This is a genomic window from Brevundimonas sp. FG8 (assembly GCF_057808845.1).
This window is the reverse complement of sequence record NZ_JBMDIU010000001.1, coordinates 566066-582862: the sequence shown is the minus strand read 5'-3', so window position 1 is coordinate 582862 and position 16797 is coordinate 566066. Positions and strand designations below refer to the sequence as shown.

At 67.3% G+C, this 16797-nt stretch carries 13 protein-coding genes; 2 read left to right on the top strand and 11 right to left on the bottom strand.

All coding sequences use genetic code 11. The features are described 5' to 3' along the window. Positions 1 to 49 precede the first annotated feature (49 nt). From copM to ACODRV_RS02700, 10 genes are read right to left on the bottom strand one after another with little or no spacing between them, the layout of a single operon-like run. Complete coding sequence (copM, locus tag ACODRV_RS02745) at positions 50 to 487, bottom strand: CopM family metallochaperone (RefSeq protein WP_488907324.1); 438 nt, start codon at positions 485 to 487, stop codon at positions 50 to 52. Between the two features lie 30 nt (positions 488 to 517). After that, entirely contained in the window at positions 518 to 3079 is a 2562-nt protein-coding gene (locus ACODRV_RS02740; RefSeq protein ID WP_488907323.1) for a heavy metal translocating P-type ATPase, read from the bottom strand. Between the two features lie 11 nt (positions 3080 to 3090). Further along, complete coding sequence (locus ACODRV_RS02735; protein WP_488907322.1) at positions 3091 to 3222, bottom strand: hypothetical protein; 132 nt, start codon at positions 3220 to 3222, stop codon at positions 3091 to 3093. Positions 3223 to 3231: 9 nt separating this feature from the next. Continuing rightward, positions 3232 to 3843: a methyltransferase family protein gene (locus ACODRV_RS02730; protein WP_488907321.1), complete on the bottom strand. Its 612-nt coding sequence runs from the start codon at positions 3841 to 3843 to the stop codon at positions 3232 to 3234. Further along, positions 3840 to 4445, bottom strand: a complete 606-nt coding sequence (locus ACODRV_RS02725; RefSeq protein WP_488907320.1) for a cation efflux transmembrane domain-containing protein — start codon at positions 4443 to 4445, stop codon at positions 3840 to 3842. Before ACODRV_RS02725 ends, ACODRV_RS02730 begins: the two co-directional genes overlap by 4 nt. Next, a complete protein-coding gene (locus ACODRV_RS02720) occupies positions 4442 to 7666 on the bottom strand; it encodes an efflux RND transporter permease subunit (RefSeq protein WP_488907319.1) in 3225 nt (1074 codons plus the stop codon). Before ACODRV_RS02720 ends, ACODRV_RS02725 begins: the two co-directional genes overlap by 4 nt. Before the next feature lie 8 nt (positions 7667 to 7674). Then, positions 7675 to 8877 (bottom strand): efflux RND transporter periplasmic adaptor subunit, encoded by a 1203-nt coding sequence (locus ACODRV_RS02715; protein WP_488907318.1) that lies wholly within the window; start codon positions 8875 to 8877, stop codon positions 7675 to 7677. Beyond that, positions 8877 to 10130, bottom strand: a complete 1254-nt coding sequence (locus ACODRV_RS02710) for a TolC family protein (RefSeq protein WP_488907317.1) — start codon at positions 10128 to 10130, stop codon at positions 8877 to 8879. Before ACODRV_RS02710 ends, ACODRV_RS02715 begins: the two co-directional genes overlap by 1 nt. A 56-nt stretch (positions 10131 to 10186) precedes the next feature. Beyond that, a complete protein-coding gene (locus tag ACODRV_RS02705; protein ID WP_488907316.1) occupies positions 10187 to 10543 on the bottom strand; it encodes a hypothetical protein in 357 nt (118 codons plus the stop codon). Between the two features lie 28 nt (positions 10544 to 10571). Then, the gene (locus ACODRV_RS02700; RefSeq protein WP_488907315.1) at positions 10572 to 11240 is read right to left on the bottom strand and encodes a cation efflux transmembrane domain-containing protein; all 669 of its coding nucleotides are present in this window, start codon (positions 11238 to 11240) and stop codon (positions 10572 to 10574) included. Positions 11241 to 11293: 53 nt separating this feature from the next. On the opposite strand from ACODRV_RS02700, the gene ACODRV_RS02695 reads away from it, so the two are divergent. Further along, positions 11294 to 11758: a MerR family transcriptional regulator gene (locus ACODRV_RS02695; RefSeq protein WP_488907314.1), complete on the top strand. Its 465-nt coding sequence runs from the start codon at positions 11294 to 11296 to the stop codon at positions 11756 to 11758. 21 nt (positions 11759 to 11779) lie between these two features. Here ACODRV_RS02695 and ACODRV_RS02690 read toward each other — a convergent pair whose 3' ends face one another. Beyond that, positions 11780 to 15181: a PHP domain-containing protein gene (locus tag ACODRV_RS02690; protein WP_488907445.1), complete on the bottom strand. Its 3402-nt coding sequence runs from the start codon at positions 15179 to 15181 to the stop codon at positions 11780 to 11782. A gap of 849 nt (positions 15182 to 16030) precedes the next feature. Here ACODRV_RS02690 and ACODRV_RS02685 point away from each other — a divergent pair. Next, the gene (locus ACODRV_RS02685) at positions 16031 to 16609 is read left to right on the top strand and encodes an SOS response-associated peptidase (RefSeq protein WP_488907313.1); all 579 of its coding nucleotides are present in this window, start codon (positions 16031 to 16033) and stop codon (positions 16607 to 16609) included. Positions 16610 to 16797 lie beyond the last annotated feature (188 nt).

The following is a 16797-nucleotide window of genomic DNA, read 5'->3' as shown; positions in this document are numbered from 1 at the left end:
CCATCGGGGAGCCTTGCTCCGGATCGGGGATCGCTTGCCCCCCATGGCTTCAGCCCTGCGCGTCCGCCGGGCGAGCCGCGCGGTTTGCCAGCCACACCCGCATGCGGACGATTTCCGCTTCCTGGGTGCGAATGATCTCCTCCGCGAGGCCTTTGACCTCGGGATCCGAGCCTTGGTCGAGCGCAATCCTTGCCATGGCGACCGCCCCCTCGTGGTGGGCGATCATCCCGCGCATGAAGTCGACATCGGCGTCGCCGCTGTAGTCGATGTTCATAGCAGCGTGCATCCGCTCGTTCGCCTCCTTGTAGGAACTGGTGGCGGGATTATCCGAGGCGGCATCGCCGTGCCCGGCATGCTGGTCGATCGGGCGTGCATCGACTGCCGTCGGCTCCGGCGCCGGGCGACCCTGCCGCGAGAGCATCCCGAAGCCGAAGACCGAGATCAGGAGAAAGGCGGCGATGACGCCAACCCAGCCGAGACGATTCATTGGACTATCCTTTGCTTTCCTAGAGGCGGGTTATTCGACGCCGCGCGGACCGCGCCATGCCAGAAGGCGAAGCGCGTTGAAGACGACCAGCAGGGTAGAACCCTCGTGGAGGGCGACGGCAGGTCCGATGCCGAGACCGAGGATCGTCGCCGGGACGAGGAACGCCACGACCCCTAGGCTGACGAACAGGTTCTGGCGGATGATGCGGCGGGTTTGACGGCTAAGACCCACGGTGAAGGGCAACTTCGACAAATCATCCGCCATCAAGGCGACGTCGGCGGTCTCCAGAGCGACGTCCGATCCCGCCGCACCCATGGCGACGCCGACCGTCGCGGTGGCCATCGCCGGAGCATCGTTGACGCCATCGCCGACCATGGCGACCCTGGTCTCCGCCCGGAGTTTCTTGATGGCGTCGACCTTGTCCTCCGGCATCAGGTCGCCCCACGCCTCGGTCAGCCCGACCTGACCGGCCACCGCCTGGGCCGCCTTCTGGTGGTCGCCTGAGATCATGATCATGCGGCGAATGCCGAGCGCGCGGAGCGCGGTAAGGGTCTCGCGCGCCTTGGCCCGAGGCGTGTCGAGAAGGCCGATGACCCCGAGATCCTTTGTCCCGCGGCGAACCACCATGAGCGTCCGTCCCTGATTTCGCAGGGCCGCGACGGCGATCTCGGTGTCCGGTGCGAGCGGAGCGATGGCGTCCGAACCGAACATCTCCGGCTTGCCGATCCAAACATCCTGGTCGTCCAGGCGTGCAGTGACGCCCTTGCCGGTCAGGCTGCGCAAATCCGTTGCGGTTCGAACGGGGGCGGCGACCAACCGCTGGCTTCCGTCGCGGACGATCGCTTCCGCCAAGGGGTGATCGCTGAGCCGTTCGACCGCGACAGCAATCTCCAGAAGCTCGCTCTCGGTCGTCTGGCCGAACGGAACGACGTCGGTGATCCGCGGCCGCCCCTCGGTCAGCGTCCCGGTCTTGTCGAAGGCTATGGAATCGAGCGCTCCAAGATTTTCGAGCGGCGCGCCACCCTTGACGAGAACCCCGGCGCGGGCCGCCCGGGCGACCCCGGACAAAACCGCGCTCGGCGTGGCGATCGCGAGAGCGCACGGACTGGCGGCCACCAGCACGGCCATCGCCCGGTAGAAGCTGTCGCGGAACGGCTCGTCGACGACGACCCAGGCGAACAGGAGGACGAAGGCCAGACCGAGCACGAGGGGCACGAAGACGCGCTCAAAGCGATCGGTGAAGCGCTGGGTCGGCGACTTTTGGGTCTCGGCCTCGCTCACCATCCGGACGACCTTGGCCAGGGTGGTATCCTTGGATCGACGCGTCGTTTCGATCTCGATGGCGCCGCCGCCGTTAATGGTGCCGGCGAAGACCACCGACGCCGCCGAGACATTTACCGGCTTTGCGCGAGCCTCCTCGGGGTTCGGGACAGGCTGCTTGTCGACCGGAATGCTCTCCCCCGTGACCGGAGCCTGGTTCACGCTGGAGGTCCCCTTCACGACGAAGCCGTCGGCCGGGAGCCGCTCGTTGGGCCGAACGACAACGAGGTCGCCGACTTCCAGCTGTTCGACCGGAAGTTCGACGACAGCCTCGTCTCGCCGGACATGGGCGGTGCGCGGGGCCAAGGCGGCCAGAGCTTCAATCGCCTTCTTGGCGCGACCCATCGCGAAGTGCTCGAGGGCGTGCCCAAGGCTGAACAGGAATAGCAGCAGCGCCCCTTCCGCCCAGGCGCCGAGCGCCGCGGCGCCGGCAGCGGCCACCAGCATTAGGGTGTCGATCTCGAAACGCTTGCGCCGCAGGTTTCCAACAGCCTCGCCGACCGTGAACCAGCCGCCCAAGGCATAGGCGATCAGGAAAAGGCCGAAGGGCAGCCATCCCGGCACGCCCGAAATGAATTTCTCGATCAGCCAGCCAATCGCGAGCGCGACACCGCTGCCGACTGCGAAGATGAGCTCCGTGTTGGGTCCGAGGAAACCGCCATGACCATGGCCGTGCCCGTCGCCTTCGGAATGACCGTGGTCATGGCCATCGCCATCGGAGTGACCATGGTCGTGACCGTCATCGGGCGTATGACTGGCCTCGTGATCGGATGGCGCTTTTGGCTGCGCTTCAGGGGTCTTCGTAGCGGTTGAAGCGGCGCCCTCCGTCGCCCGCACTAGCGCGAGGCCGTGGCTCGCAAGGCGCTCGACAAGCGTTTCACGGTTCGTGATCTGCCGGTCGAACTCCAGGCGCAGAGCGCCAGCCGGATCCAGCACCGCCTCGATCACGCCGGCTTCTTCGCCGAGCGCGGCCGCGAGCGTGCGGGCGTGGCGGGCGTGGCGGACACCCTCCACTCGCCCGACGAGATGCCCGAAACGCTCACTGACCTCGGCTCCGGCCTGACGCGCACGGCGACGGACCTGAGCCAGGGACAGCTGGTCAGGGTCGTAGTGGATGCAAAGCTCCGGGCCGTTCTCGCCTTCGGCGACATGCGCTTCAGAGACGCCGGGTTCGACCCGCAACAGCGCGATCAGCCGCCCAACGCAGCCGTCATGCACATCGGGCGCATGAGGCAGGAGGACAGGAATGTTGAGGCGGAGGGTCTTGGGCATGATTGGGCTCCTCAGGAGACATCACGGGTGAGGGTGGAGCGGTCGGGCAGGACCATTCCGGCGCGCTGGGCGGCGGCTCCAGCGATGAAGGCGGCGATCGCAAGAGCCGCACTCAGGAGGATGACCAATCGCTTGCGGTTCATCTCGCCCCCTCACGGCAAGGCGATGAGGGCGTCGAGCCAGCCGAGGTTCTGGAGGTGCTCCAGTCCCTCGAACACGGGCAACGCCAGAAGGAAGACGAGGCCGTCGCGGACAGTCCGGAGGAAGAAGGCCGGCCGGACGGACAGTTCCGCCTCATCACTCCAGAGGCGCAGGTTCGGAACGAAGCGGGGGGTGCGCACGACGTAGCTGCGGTAGGTGTCGCCGAAGGCCGACGTCAGGAAGCTTTCCTCTCGGCTCGCGACGATGCGGAACACGATCCAGCATGCGACGGCGAAGGTGGCGCCGACGCTCAGGCTGCCCGTCTGTGCGCCGATCCCGAATGCGCCGATGAAGCTGAAAACATAAAGCGGGTTTCGACACAGCGAATAGGGCCCGCTGGTGACGATCTCCTGCTTCTTTCGGCCGCCGATGTATAGCGAGCACCATGCGCGCCCCAGGACGCAAACCATGATGGCGATCAGCCCGAGATGTTCGACGGGATGCTCGAGCTGTGGCTGGGCCTTCACGAGAGCGGTCCAGGCCAGCAGGGCGAACACCCCGGCGGCGATGAAGAGTTTGCGCCAGCGCTGGACGGAGGCGATGTCGATCAACGGCGGGCTCATGTCACCGAGCTCTCCGCGTCGCGTCGCGCAAGGCGCGCATCGCGTAGAATGTCGAAGCCGCCCTTGGCGGCTATGGCGGCGACCAGCACCCCCACCAGCAGGTCGGGCCACGACTGGTCCAACCACATCACCAGGCCGCCTGCGACGAGGATGCCGCCGTTCGAGGCGAAATCGTTCAGGCTGAATGTCTCGGCCGCCTTCATGTTGACGTCGCTGCTCTGCTGCCGACGGATCAACAGCAGGCAGATCAGATTGATAACCGCCGCTACGACAGCGAGCACCATCATGGTCGGTCCGACCGGCTCGGTTCCCGTCAGCGTCCGGCGCAGGGCGTCGAGCAGGACGAGGACCGAGAAGATCAGCAGCATCACGCCGGAGACCTGAGCCGCCCGCGTCCTCCAGATCAGCGCGCGCCCGACGGCGAGGAAGCTGATCAGATAGACGGCCGCGTCGGAGCCGTTGTCGACGGCGTTCGCGAGCAGAGCGCTGGAGTCGGCGGCGAGGCCGCCGACTCCCAGGCCCACGAACAGCAGAGCGTTCAGGAACAGCACCACCAGGAGGGTGCGGCGCTGGACCTGCTCTGTTTCGTGGGCCCCGCTCATTCCTCGATCCCTTCCGCCTTCCGGTGTTTCACGGCCTTGGCCGCGAAGGTCGGAAGGACAAGGAGCGTCAGCGCGGTGGCCGTGAGCAGGCCTCCGATGACCACGGTGGCCAGCGGCTTCTGCACTTCGGCGCCGGCGCCGTGAGCGAATGCCATCGGGATGAACCCGACGATGGCGACGAGAGCCGTCGTCAGGACGGCGCGAAGCCGGCTTGTCGCGCCTTCGATGGCGGCAAGACGCGGCGCCGCTCCGCCCGTGAGACGCTCCCGAATGGCCTGCATCAGCACGAGACCGTTCAAGGTCGCGACGCCGGACACGGCGATGAAGCCGACCGCTGCGGAAACCGAGAACGGCATCCCCCTGAGGACAAGCGCCAGGGCGCCGCCGACCAGAGCCAACGGAACGCACGCGAACACCAGGCCCGCCTCGGCGAAGGATCCCAGAGCCATGAAAAGCAAGACCCCGATCAGGATGAAGACGATCGGAATGACCAGCCCCAGACGCTGTTCGGCCCGCTTCAGGTTCTCGAACTGGCCACCCCAGGTCAGGGAGTAGCCGGTCGGAAGATCGACGTCGGCCTCCACCTTGGCCTGGGCCTCGGTGACGAAGCCGCCCAGGTCGCGCCCGCGAACGTTGGCCTGCACCACCATCCGCCGGCTGCCGTCATTGCGGCTGATCTGGTTCTGTCCTTCCGCGACCTGAATCCGGGCGACGGAGGAGAGCGGCACGGTCACGCCTGTGGCGGTCGTTACCGGCAGAGCCGCAAGGGCCGCCGGATCATTCCGTGCATCATCCGCGAGACGGACGACGACGCTGAAGCGACGATCGCCTTCGAAGATTTGCCCGGCCTCGGCGCCGCCGACCGCGGCCGAAACCGCCTCGGATACATCGGCGGCCGACAAGCCGTAGTTGGCGGCCGCGAAACGATCCACGCTGACGGTCAGGGTGGGCAGACCCGACGCCTGCTCGACGCGAACGTCGGCCGATCCGGGCGTTGCACGAAGGGCGGCGGCGACCCGGTCCGCAGTGGCCTGCAGCTGGGTGAAGTCGTCGCCATAGACCATCACGGCGAGGTCGGTCCGAACCCCCGAGATCAGCTCGTTGAAGCGCAGCTCGATGGGCTGGCTGAACTCGAAGCTGTTGCCGAGTTGTCCGGCGGCGAGCTCTTCGAACCGTTCGATCAGCTCCTCTTTCGGAAGGTTCGGATCGGGCCAGTCCTTGCGGTCTTTCAGGACGATGACCGCGTCCGAAATGTTTGGCGGCATCGGGTCCACCGCCGCCTCCGCCGTCCCGGTCCGGGCGAAGACAGTCTTCACCTCGGGCTGGGCCTTGATGACGCGTTCGAGGGCCATCTGCATCGCCAGCGATTGTTCCAGCGAGGCGGACGGCACGCGCAACGCCTGCATGGCGATATCGCCTTCATCCAGGGTCGGAATGAACTCCCGCCCCAAAGAACTGAAGGCGATGCCGCCAATGACGAGGGCGCCGAGCGCGGACGCCAGGACGATCTTAGGGCGGTCGACGGCGGCGCGGATCGCCGGTTCGATCCAGCGCCGCGCGTATCGGAGGATGAAGGTCTCGTGCTCGTGGGCGTGGCCGTGCTCATCGACCTCGACCTTCTTCGGATCCCGGACCAGCAGGGCCGTCATCGCCGGCACGAAGGTGAAGGAGAAGATGAAGGCGCCGACGAGGGCCAGCATCACCGTTGCGCCCATGGGGATGAAGGTCTTGCCCTCCACGCCCTCAAGCATCAGCAGCGGCGTGAAGACCAGGAGGATGATCAGCTGGCCAAAAGCAGCCGGTTTGACCATCTGACGCGCCGCGGCTCCAGCAACCTCGAGCCGCTCCCGACGTGTCAGCATTCGACCGGCTTCGGCCCGCCGCTGACTGAGCATCAGCAGGGTATTCTCGACCACCACGACCGCGCCGTCGACCAGAAGGCCGAAGTCCAGCGCGCCCAAGCTCATCAGGTTTCCGCTGATGCCAAAGCGGTTCATGCCGATGACCGCGAACAGGAAGCTGATCGGGATCATCAGGGCGGTGATCGAGGCCGCACGGATGTTGCCGAGCAGCAGGAACAGCACCACGATCACCAGCAGAGCGCCTTCGATCAGGTTCTTGGCGACGGTTGAGATGGTCTTGTTGACCAGCGAGCTGCGGTTCAGGACCGGTTCGGCGACAACGCTCGGCGGCAGGCTCGCGGAAACCTCCTCGAGACGTTCGGCTGCGGCTTGGGCCACCGTTCGGCTGTTGCCGCCGGCCAGCATCAGCGCCGTACCAACCACGGCCTCGTGGCCGTCGCGGCTGGCGCCGCCGAAACGCGGCGCCTGGCCAATCTCGACGGTGGCGACGTCGGCGACCCGGACGACCAGTCCGTTGCGGTTGACGACGGGGGCCTGGGCGAGATCCGGGATGGTCTGCGCCAAGGCGTCGGTCCGCACGGTCAAGGCTTCGCCGGACCGCTGGACATAGCCAGCGCCAGCCTGGGTGTTGGCCCGTTCCAGCGCGACGACGAGATCGTTCAGGCTCAGACCGTAACCCGCCAGACGCGCGGCGTCGGGTCGGACCGCATACTCCTTCACATAACCGCCGTTCACATCAACGCCGGCCAGTCCCTTCGCGGTCCGCATGCGCGGGGCGATGATCCAGTCCTGAACCGTGCGGAGGTAGGTTGCGCGGGCTTGGGGGGTGGTTAGAATTTCACCTTCGGGCGTCAGATAGGCGCCGCCGGCCTGCCAGCCGGGCTCACCCGGTTTGGCGAGGTTGGCGCTGTTGAACGGCTTGAAGTCGACCGTCCACATCAGCACTTCGCCCAGACCCGTGGTGATGGGCGCGAGCGCCGGCTCCACGCCGTCGGGCAACCGTTCGCGCGCCTGGGCCATCCGTTCGGCCACCTGCTGGCGGGCGAAGTAGATGTCCGTGTTGTCGGAGAAGATGACCGTGACCTGGCTGAAGCCGTTTCGGCTCAGCGACCGCGTGGTCTGGATGCCGGGAATACCCGCCATTGCGGTTTCGAGCGGATAGGTGACCTGACGTTCCATCTGCTCGGGCGCGAGTGCCGGCGCGATGGTGTTGATCTGGACCTGCCGGTTGGTGATGTCCGGCACGGCGTCGATGGGCAGCTGCGTCAGGTTGTAGAGGCCGAAGGCGGCGACAATCGCCGTCGCCAGGACCACGAACCATCGGAAGCGGACCGAGGCTTCGATAAGTGCTTTGAACATGACGCCCCCTAGTGCCCGTGCTCGGCTTCGCCCTTGGCCATTTCAGCCTTGAGCAGGAAGGCGTTGGCGGACGCCACGCGTTCAGATCCGGTGAGCCCGCGCAGGATCTCGGTGCGGCCCGCGGCCTGGCGGCCTGCGAGCACTTGCACGGCTTGGAAGCCTCCCTCGACCTGCACGAAGACCACGGTGTTTCCATCGACGGTCTGGACCGCCTCGGTGGGCACGGTCATCCCGCCAGTTGCCTCGCCGGTCACGATGGCGCCGGTGACGGCCGAACCGGCTGGCGGCAGAGACGCGCCAGAGGGTCGGGCTCGGATCACGGTCGCGCCGCTTTCGCTGAGACCGGCGTCGGCGGCGACGCCGGTGACGACGGCGTCGAACTCGCCGTTCGGCCCGGTCACGCGCATCGGCGCACCGGCACGCACATTGGCCGCAAGGGCAGGCGGTGCGTTGAAGACCATCTCGACACGAGCAGGATTGCTGACTTCCGCCACCACGCCGCCCTGGGCGACGAACCCGCCCGGACCGACCTGAACGCTGCTGACCACGCCTGAGATCGGACTGGTCACGCTGAGCCTGCCTGCAGCGTTCGGAGAGCCAGCGGCCGCCGAGCGGGCGCGAGCGGCGCGGGTCGCCGCCTCGGCGCTCAGGAACTGGGCGCGTGACGCCTCGACTTCCTGCCGCGCGACGATGCCCTGATCCGACAGACTACGATTGCGCTCGTAGGCTTGGCGCGCCGCTTCAGCGGACGCTCCGGCCGCGTCGGCTTCGGCGCGGAAGGTCGCCGCCTCGCCACTGACGAGGCTCACAAGCGGCTGGCCGGCGCGGACTGACTGACCCGGCGCGACGAGTACCCGCTCGACGCGGCCTCCGACGGCAGCGGCCACGGCAGCGCGAGAATCGACCATCGGCTCTACGCGGCCGGCGAGCCGGGTCTCCCCGCCTCCTCCACCGCCGACGCCGACGACCGTGATGCCCGCCGCCTGAACCTCTGCTGCGGTGAGTTCAATCCGACCTTCGGTCTCGGCCCCGGCGGCCTCCCCCTCGGCGTGTCCCCCCTCTTCCTCGGCATGGCCGGCCTCGCCTTCGGCGGCAGCCGGCGCGGCGGGTTCGGAGGACCGGGTGGCCAACCAGAGGCCGCCGCCTCCGAGAATGACCAGGGCGGCGACGCCGCCGATCAGCAGGGTCTTGTTCGATGTGCGCTTGCGCATCACTGGGCTCCTTCGAAGGGGGCGCGGCCATCAAGGCGCGCGAGATCGATCTCGGCTCGGACGCGCGCGAGACGCGCGTCGACCGCTGCGGACCGGGCGTTCACGAGGGCGGTGCGGGTCACCCGCAGTTCGACCTGGGAAATGCGGCCGGACTCAAAGCCGATGCGGGACAGGCGATAGGCTTCCTCTGCGGCGGTGACGCCGCCGTCAGCAGCGTTGACGCGGCTGACCGAGGCCGAAAGGCGAGCGACCGCGGCAGCGCGGTCCGCCTGGGCTTCCTGCCGCGCATTCATCAGCCGGGCATCGGCAGCGCGAAACTCGGCTTGCGCCGCTTCGATGTTTCCCCGGTTCCGGTCGAACAACGGCAGCGGCATGCTGACGCCTAAGGTGAGCGCCGTCGCATCTTCCGCCTCAAAGCGGCGGATGCCGATACTGGCGTTGATGTCGGGGCGGGCCTGAACCCGTTGAACATCGATGCGTCGTTCGGCGGCGGACCGTTGGGCCTCGGCGACGCGGACCGTCGGCGCATCCTCGATCACGGATCCGATCGTCGTCGGTGCCTCGTCAAGAAGGCTGTCTTCGATCTGCGTGACCGGAACCGGAATCATGGCGACAGCCGTGAGACGGGCATAGGCCGCGTCGCGTTCCGCGACAGCTTCATCCCGCGTCGCGCGCGCCGAGGCGGCCTCGGCCTCCCCCTGAATGCCGCGGAGGAGAGGTTCGCGACCTTCCTCCACAAGGGTCAGGGCCGCGCGGGCATCCGCGACGGTAAGGGTGAGGGTTTCTTCCGCGAGCGTGGCTCGCCTCTGCGCGGCCTCCGCTTCGGCATAGACCAGGGCCAGGCGGCCTGCGGCGTCGATGACCGCAAGGTCTCGTTGAAGGCCCACTGCGCCGGCCTCGGCGCGAGCGGCGGCGATGCGCGTCGAACGACGTCCCCACAGCTCGAGATCCTGACTGATCGCCAGGGTCATGTCCGCGTTGTTCAGACCCGAATAAGGGCCTGAGCCATAGGCGTTCTCGACATCGAAGCCGAGGACAGGGTTGGGACGCACCCGCGCCTGACGGACACGGGCTTCCGCTGCGTCGTAGTTGGCGCCCGCCTCAAGGGTCGCAGGCGCATTCCCGAGTTGAGCGAGGAGTTGGGCATAGGTCGGAGCTGGGTCAGCCCATACGGGACTAGCCAGGGTCGCCGCGATCGCAGCGAGGGCGCAGCCGACCGCGTAACGCGGCCGCCTGCGAGATGTGGGAGACATGATTCATTTCCAGAGTTTCTGAGGACGAAGAGGCGCGCGAAGGCGCAGGTCTTCGGTCAGACTCTGGGAGGACGCTTCAGGCCGTCAGGCGTGATGGACGCCCGGAAGTCATCCTGTCGGCCGCTTTGCAGGGGAGGCTCGCCGAACGACGGAGCAATGGCGTCCACGGCGGGACCGCGGGCCGTTGAAGTGTGATGGCAATGGCCATGCGAGCAAATCCCGTGACCGCCGCTCTTGCCGCTGTGGTCACCGTCGCTCTGATCATGATCGACCACCGCGTGAGCCGCGGGCGGTTCCGGCAGACAGGTCGCGGCGTCGACGGCGGGCGCAAAGAAGAAGGCGGCGAAGACAAGAGTCATCGCCACGATCAGCTTCGCCCATGTCGTCATCGACCAGGTCATCGCGCGCTGCATACTTTCGTTCTCGAAGTCAGGCAATGCGTTACAGTGTCCGAGCAACGGCGTTGGCTGCGCGACTCTCCGCCCTCGCCTGCACCAAGATCGAAATGGCGGACTGGAGGAAGACTCCGCCCAGCAGAAGGCCCGCCAGCAAGTCCGGCCACCGGGATCCAGTCAGCCAGACCAGCCCGCCGGCCGCGGCGACGCCCAGGCTGTGGATCAGATCGTTCCGTGTGCAAAGCCAGACGGAGCGCACGTTGGCGTCACCGTCACGGAAACGTACGAGCAGCAGGGCGGCGATTAGATTCGCGGCGAAGCCGACCAGTCCCAGACCGGTGATGACGACGCCTTCGGGCGGCTGCCCCGTGACCGCTCTCCAGACGGCGTAGCCGAGAATGCTCACGGCCATGATGAGGAGGCTTGCGCTCTTGAAGACTGCGGCGCCGGAGCGTACCTGCACGGACTTGCCGATGGCCCAGAGGCTGATGGCGTAGGTGGCGCTGTCGGCCAGGAAGTCCATCGCATTGGCGGCGAGAGCCGCCGATCCCTGCATGAGACCACCCGCGGCGACCGCGAAGAACCCACCCAGATTAAGGGCGATGACGGCCACCAGCACGCGCCGATAGGCGGGCGAGGCCCCGTCGAACCGGACCTGATGGCCGCAGCAGCCTCGTGACGGGGCGCAGGATTCTGTCGGGGCGGGCGTCGTCATGCGACCTTCATGCATCCTCTAGCCACTAGAGGATCAAGCCCTATATTTAGCGAATGGCCAGAGACCCATCCCCTCCCCCGCTCCGGACGATCGGTCGCCTCTCAGCCGAGACCGGCGTGAAGGTTCCGACGATCCGGTTCTACGAGCAGATTGGCCTGATGAAGGAAGCGCCCCGCACGGCAAGCGATCGGCGCCTCTACGACGGCGCGGCGACGCGGCGGCTCGCTTTTATTCGTCACGCGCGACAGCTGGGTTTCGAGATCGACGACATTCGCGCCCTGCTGGCGCTGTCCGACGAACCCGACCGCCCCTGCACGGAGGTCAACCGGATCGCCGAGCGCCAGCTTGCGGCGGTTGAGACTCGCATCGCCGGGCTTCAGACGCTCCACGCCGAGCTCGCCCGGATTCAGGCGGCGAGTTGTTCGGCTGGGCGGATCTCCGATTGCCGGGTGATCGAGGCGCTCGGAAACCACACGCAGTGCGATGGTCACCACACTCGTTACTCGGCGCGCGACTGACCGGGCGACGGCTGCCGCCCTCTATTTGCCCCGGTAATAACGGATCAGCGGCTCGTGCTGGGTGCTGTCGGGCTGCATGTGCCGGCTGCGAATATCCAGTCCAAGTGCCGGATCAGGTGGTAGGTACTCCTTATCGATCAGGATGATCTGGGTCTCGGACAACTCCCCGGCCTTCAGCGCGTAGACCATCCGGTAGAAGCCTTCGAACTGCGCCCTGTTTTCCCGTTCACTGATGTTCTTCATCGGGGAGTCGATGATCAGAAGCTCCGGCAGGGGCGCGTCGAGCAGGGCCGCTATCCGGTGGACGGCGATGGCGAAGCAGCATTTAAACAGGGTCTTCTTCCCGCCGCTGCTCATGGATGTGAAGGTCGAGGCCGTCAGATCGGATGGGTCGCTACTGAAGACGGCGGGGTAGAAGGTCGGCGGCTCCAGGGCGACGCGGTCGTCGCGCTGGATGCCCGGCACGCCGGACTGGACCAGAGCGTCGAGGAAATAGTCGCCGAGCCGGGTCAGACTGGTCCGGTCGGCTTCGGCCGACGTGCGGGCGTCCTTCAGGGCCTCCTTTAGCGTGAGTTCCAAGGCAATGATCTGGGCGAGCGCGTCGCGCTGTTGCTGCAGGAGGTCGGGAAGCCGCAGCAGCCATGCGAGGCTCTGCAGTTCGGCCTCGAGCGCCGCGCGCTCGCGCTCCTTCAACAGGACCGTCCACAGGAACGCCGAGTCCGCCTCCTCGCTCGCGCGGTTGCGCGCGGTTTCAAGAGACGCCTTCCGATCCAGCGCGCGCTCCCGACGCAGTCGGATGCGGGTAAGACTGCGGTCGATCTCTTCGATCGCGCTGTCGAGGTCCGCCCGGCGCGAGGCGATGTCCAGTTCCAGGGCGGCCTGCTCCGTCGCGTCGGTCAGTTCGAGCCTGTCATCCTGGCCGCAGACCTCGCAACAACGAGCCGGGCGCGCCGGAAGGCTCTGGTTGCATCGGGGGCAGTCCGCAAACCCGACGTCGCCGAGGATTTCGCGCGCCACGGCGGAGCGCCGGAACTTCAGGCCGAGGGTCTCGATCTCGTTTCGATGGCGCACGTGTCGTTCGCGCGCGGCAAGCAGTTCATCGGCAGCAACGTCGAGGCGGGCGATGCCCACGCCGAGACGGCGGGTCCGGCGTGCGAGGATATCGACGGCATGCTCCGTCTGGCCCACCCGCTTCAGCTCCCGCAGGGCCACGATGCTGGTCTCCGCCTCGGCCAGGGCCGCCTTCAGGGACGCTTCGCGCTCGGCGATCTGCGCTTCCGAGCCGGCGCCCACTTCGTCGAGGGTTCGGGTCAGGCTTTCGATGGCGGAGGCGCGGGCCGTGCGGTTGGCGCGCAGCTGATCGAGTTCGGCCTCGAGATCGGCGACCCGTTCGTCGTGATATCCGATGACGTACCGGATCACGTCGCGACTCTTCAGGCGCAGATAGAACTCTGCGTCCTCTTCCAGATGGAAGAAGGCGCTGTCGATGTTGTCCTGATCCAGATAGCAGACCCGCATCGCCTGTTCCTGGAAGAGGGGGACGCCGAGCGTCTTGCCCAGCACCCGCTCCAGCTCCGGCTTGGGATAGTCGACCGGTTCCTTGCCCTCGCGTCGTCGCAGATAGGGGTGGACCATGTCGCCCTGGATCGGGCCGGGGCGAACGATCGCCACCTCGATGACGAGGTCATAGAAGGTGCGCGGCTTGATCCGGGGGAGCATGGCCATCTGGGCCCGGCTCTCGATCTGGAAGACCCCCAGCGTGTCCGCCTTGCGGATCATCGCATAGGTCTTCGGATCCTCGGCCGGGATAGAGGCCAGGTCGAGCCCGACGCCCTTGTGGTCTCGCAGCAGGTCCAGGCCCCGCCGCATGCAGCTCAACATGCCAAGCGCGAGCACATCGACCTTCATGAACTTCAGGGCATCGATGTCGTCCTTGTCCCATTCAATGACTTGGCGGTCCTTCATGGCTGCGGGTTCGATGGGGACGAGATCGTCCAGTCGGTCGTCCGTCAGGACAAAGCCGCCCGGGTGCTGACTCAGATGCCGGGGAAAGCCGATCAACTGGCGGGACAGGTCGAGCGCCAGCCGGAGGCGGCGGTCCTGGAGGTTCAGGTTCAGTTCCTCGGCGTGTCGATCCTCGACGCCCTCGCTCGAATAGCTCCAGACCTGGGACGACAGCGTCTTGATCAGATCCTCGGACAGGCCGAGCGCCTTTCCCACGTCGCGCAAGGCGCCGCGCGACCGGTAGCGGATCACGGTGGCGCACAGCGCCGCGCGATCGCGGCCGTAGGTCTCATAGACCCACTGGATCACCTCCTCGCGTCGTTCGTGCTCGAAATCGACGTCGATGTCCGGCGGCTCCTTCCGCTCCTGACTGACGAAGCGTTCGAACAGCAGGTCGTTGCGGCCCGGGTCGATCGAGGTGATGCCCAGCACGAAACAGACCGCCGAGTTGGCGGCCGATCCCCGGCCCTGACAGAGGATGTCCCGGCTTCTGGCGAAGCGAACGATGGAGTTCACCGTCAGGAAATAGGGCGCATAGCCTAGGGCCTCGATCAGCGTCAGCTCATGCTTCAGGCTGGCGCGGACCTTGTCCGGCAGACCGTCCGGGTAGCGATCGGCCGCGCCCTCCCACGTCAGTCGCTCCAGCGCCTGCTGCGGGGTCAGGCCGGGCAGGGCGGCCTCTCTGGGATACTGATACGACAGCTCGTCGAGGCTGAACCGGCAGCGCTCGGTGATCTCGACCGCCCGGCGCAGAGCGTCCGGATAGCGGGCGAATAGCCGGTGCATCTCCTCGGCGCGCTTCAGATGACGATCGGCCGATCGTTCCCGCTTGAAGCCGACATCGTCGATCGTGCAGCCCTCGCGAATGCAGGTCAGCACGTCCTGAAGGATGCGGCGGTCCGGGTGGTGGAAGAGGACGTCGTTGGTCACGACGGTCTTCACCCCAAGATCCTGCGCCAGCTCCGACAGCTGATGCAGCCGCATCTGGTCCCGGGGGCGTCGCCGCAGGGTCAGGGCGCAAAAGGCGTCAGCGCCGAAGATGTCGGCCAGGGCCGAGAGGCGTCGGCGGCACGACGCATCGGCGCGATCGGTGACGAGCACGGCGATCAGGCCTCCGGCATGGTCCGCCAGATCGGACCAGTCGAGGCGACACGCGCCCTTGCCAGCGCGCCCCTTGCCGAGGGTCAGCAATCGACACAGGCGGCTATAGGCCGCCCGATCGGTCGGGTAGACCAGTATGGCGGTCTCATCGACGAGTTCGAGACGACAGCCGATCACCAGTCTGACCCCGGTCGCCTTGGCGGCCTCATGCGCCCGCACGATGCCGGCGACGCTGTTCCGGTCGGTGATGGCGAGCGCCTCCAGGCCGCAGGCGGCGGCCTGGGCGAACAGCTCGTCGCAACCACTGGCGCCGCGCAGAAACGAGAAATGGGACCCGTCTCATCGCAAGCGTCCAGAATGAAGTCCGCCGCGTCGGCGCCGCGGCAACGCATAAGTTCGATCCGCCATCGCGCCCGACCGATCCCGGGGACCGGCAAGGGCGCCGATGGCTCGGCGCTGACGCGCCAGCGCGTGGCGGCGGCGGTCGGCTGGCCGAAGTCGGCGGCCTCCGCCGCCCGGCGCCATCGCCGGACCGCAAGGCCGATGACGCCCGACGCCTCGGCGGCCAGCTGCAGCCGACGTGAGGCGGTCATGGTCAGGCGGGACGTTTCGCAGACGACGCCCGCCAGCCCGCCATGGCGCAGGCCTTCCTCGAAACAGGCCATCAGCGCCTTCTCGTCGCCCGCCTCGACGTAGATGACCCGGTCCGGTCCCAGCCCTGCATGGTTGAGCGCGGGGGCGAACAGGTCGGGGCGGGTGATGCACCACAGAATCGGTCCGGGCAGACGGGCGACGATGCCCGCTGCGAACAGGGCGGCCGCCGCGCCGCCGACGGCATCGTCGCCGCCCCCGGCCACCTCGTGGAGCGCCCCGAGAGCGAGACCTCCGCCCGGCAGGGCGGCGTCCAGCGTCGCCACCTCGAACGGCAGCACGCCGGCCGCGCGACGGTCAACCTGCTCTAGCGCGCGAACTTTGGCGCGCAGATCGTCGAAGTGGGCCGAGCGGGCGGCCAGCATGGACGAACTCCTCCTCGTCTCTATAATGTTCCTGAAATGTTCTGGTTCGAAGGTGAGGCCGGAGTCAATCCGGCCGGCGCCTTTTCCCCCGGGATTTGCGGCGACCCCGGAGCCGTGAAATCCTTGGCGCGACGTCACGGGAGCTCAGGTCATGTGCAACGAGTACCAACTCATCCTGCCGTTCGACGATGTGATCGCGGCGTTCAATCTGACGGGAAATCGGCTCGTCTTTCCCGGCGGCATGCCGAACTTCGGCCCGATGGCCTCGATCCGCATCGGGGATCGGGCCCCGATCATCCAGATGGGGGCGGAGGGGCCCGAAGCCGTCATGACCCCCTGGGCCTGGAAGGGGCAGGGCGGACGCCCGGTCTTCAACTTCCGATCCGACGGGCGATCCTTCGAGGGGTCGCACCGGTGCCTGATCCCGGCGGACGGCTTCTTCGAGTTCACCGACCCCGAACCCGGACAGAAGCGAAAGACCAAATGGCGCTTCACCCTGTCCGGCCAGCGGCTCTTCTGGGTGGCGGGCCTGATCAAGGAGGGCGCCTTCGCCATGCTGACCACCGAGCCGGGGAAGGATATCGCCCCCTATCACGACCGGCAGATCGTGGTGCTTCGGCCCGAGGATGGTGCGGCCTGGCTCGACCTTCAGCGGCCCCAGACCGAACTATTGCGGGCTCTGCCCGCCGGGAGCCTCGACGTCGAGAAGGTCTTCCCCGCCGCCGCCTGAGCGCCGGTTTGAGCCTGGGCGGGTCGGGGCCTGACCGACCATGCCGGGGACCGATAGCGGTGACGGGGTGTTCGGGGCGGCCGGGGTCTCGCATCCTTTTCGCGCCAGCCGGCGCGGCCTCTCGATGAGGCGGATCTGACCGAAACCCGGTCGGCTGGCGCAACCGCTTGCGCGACTTTCATCCCCGG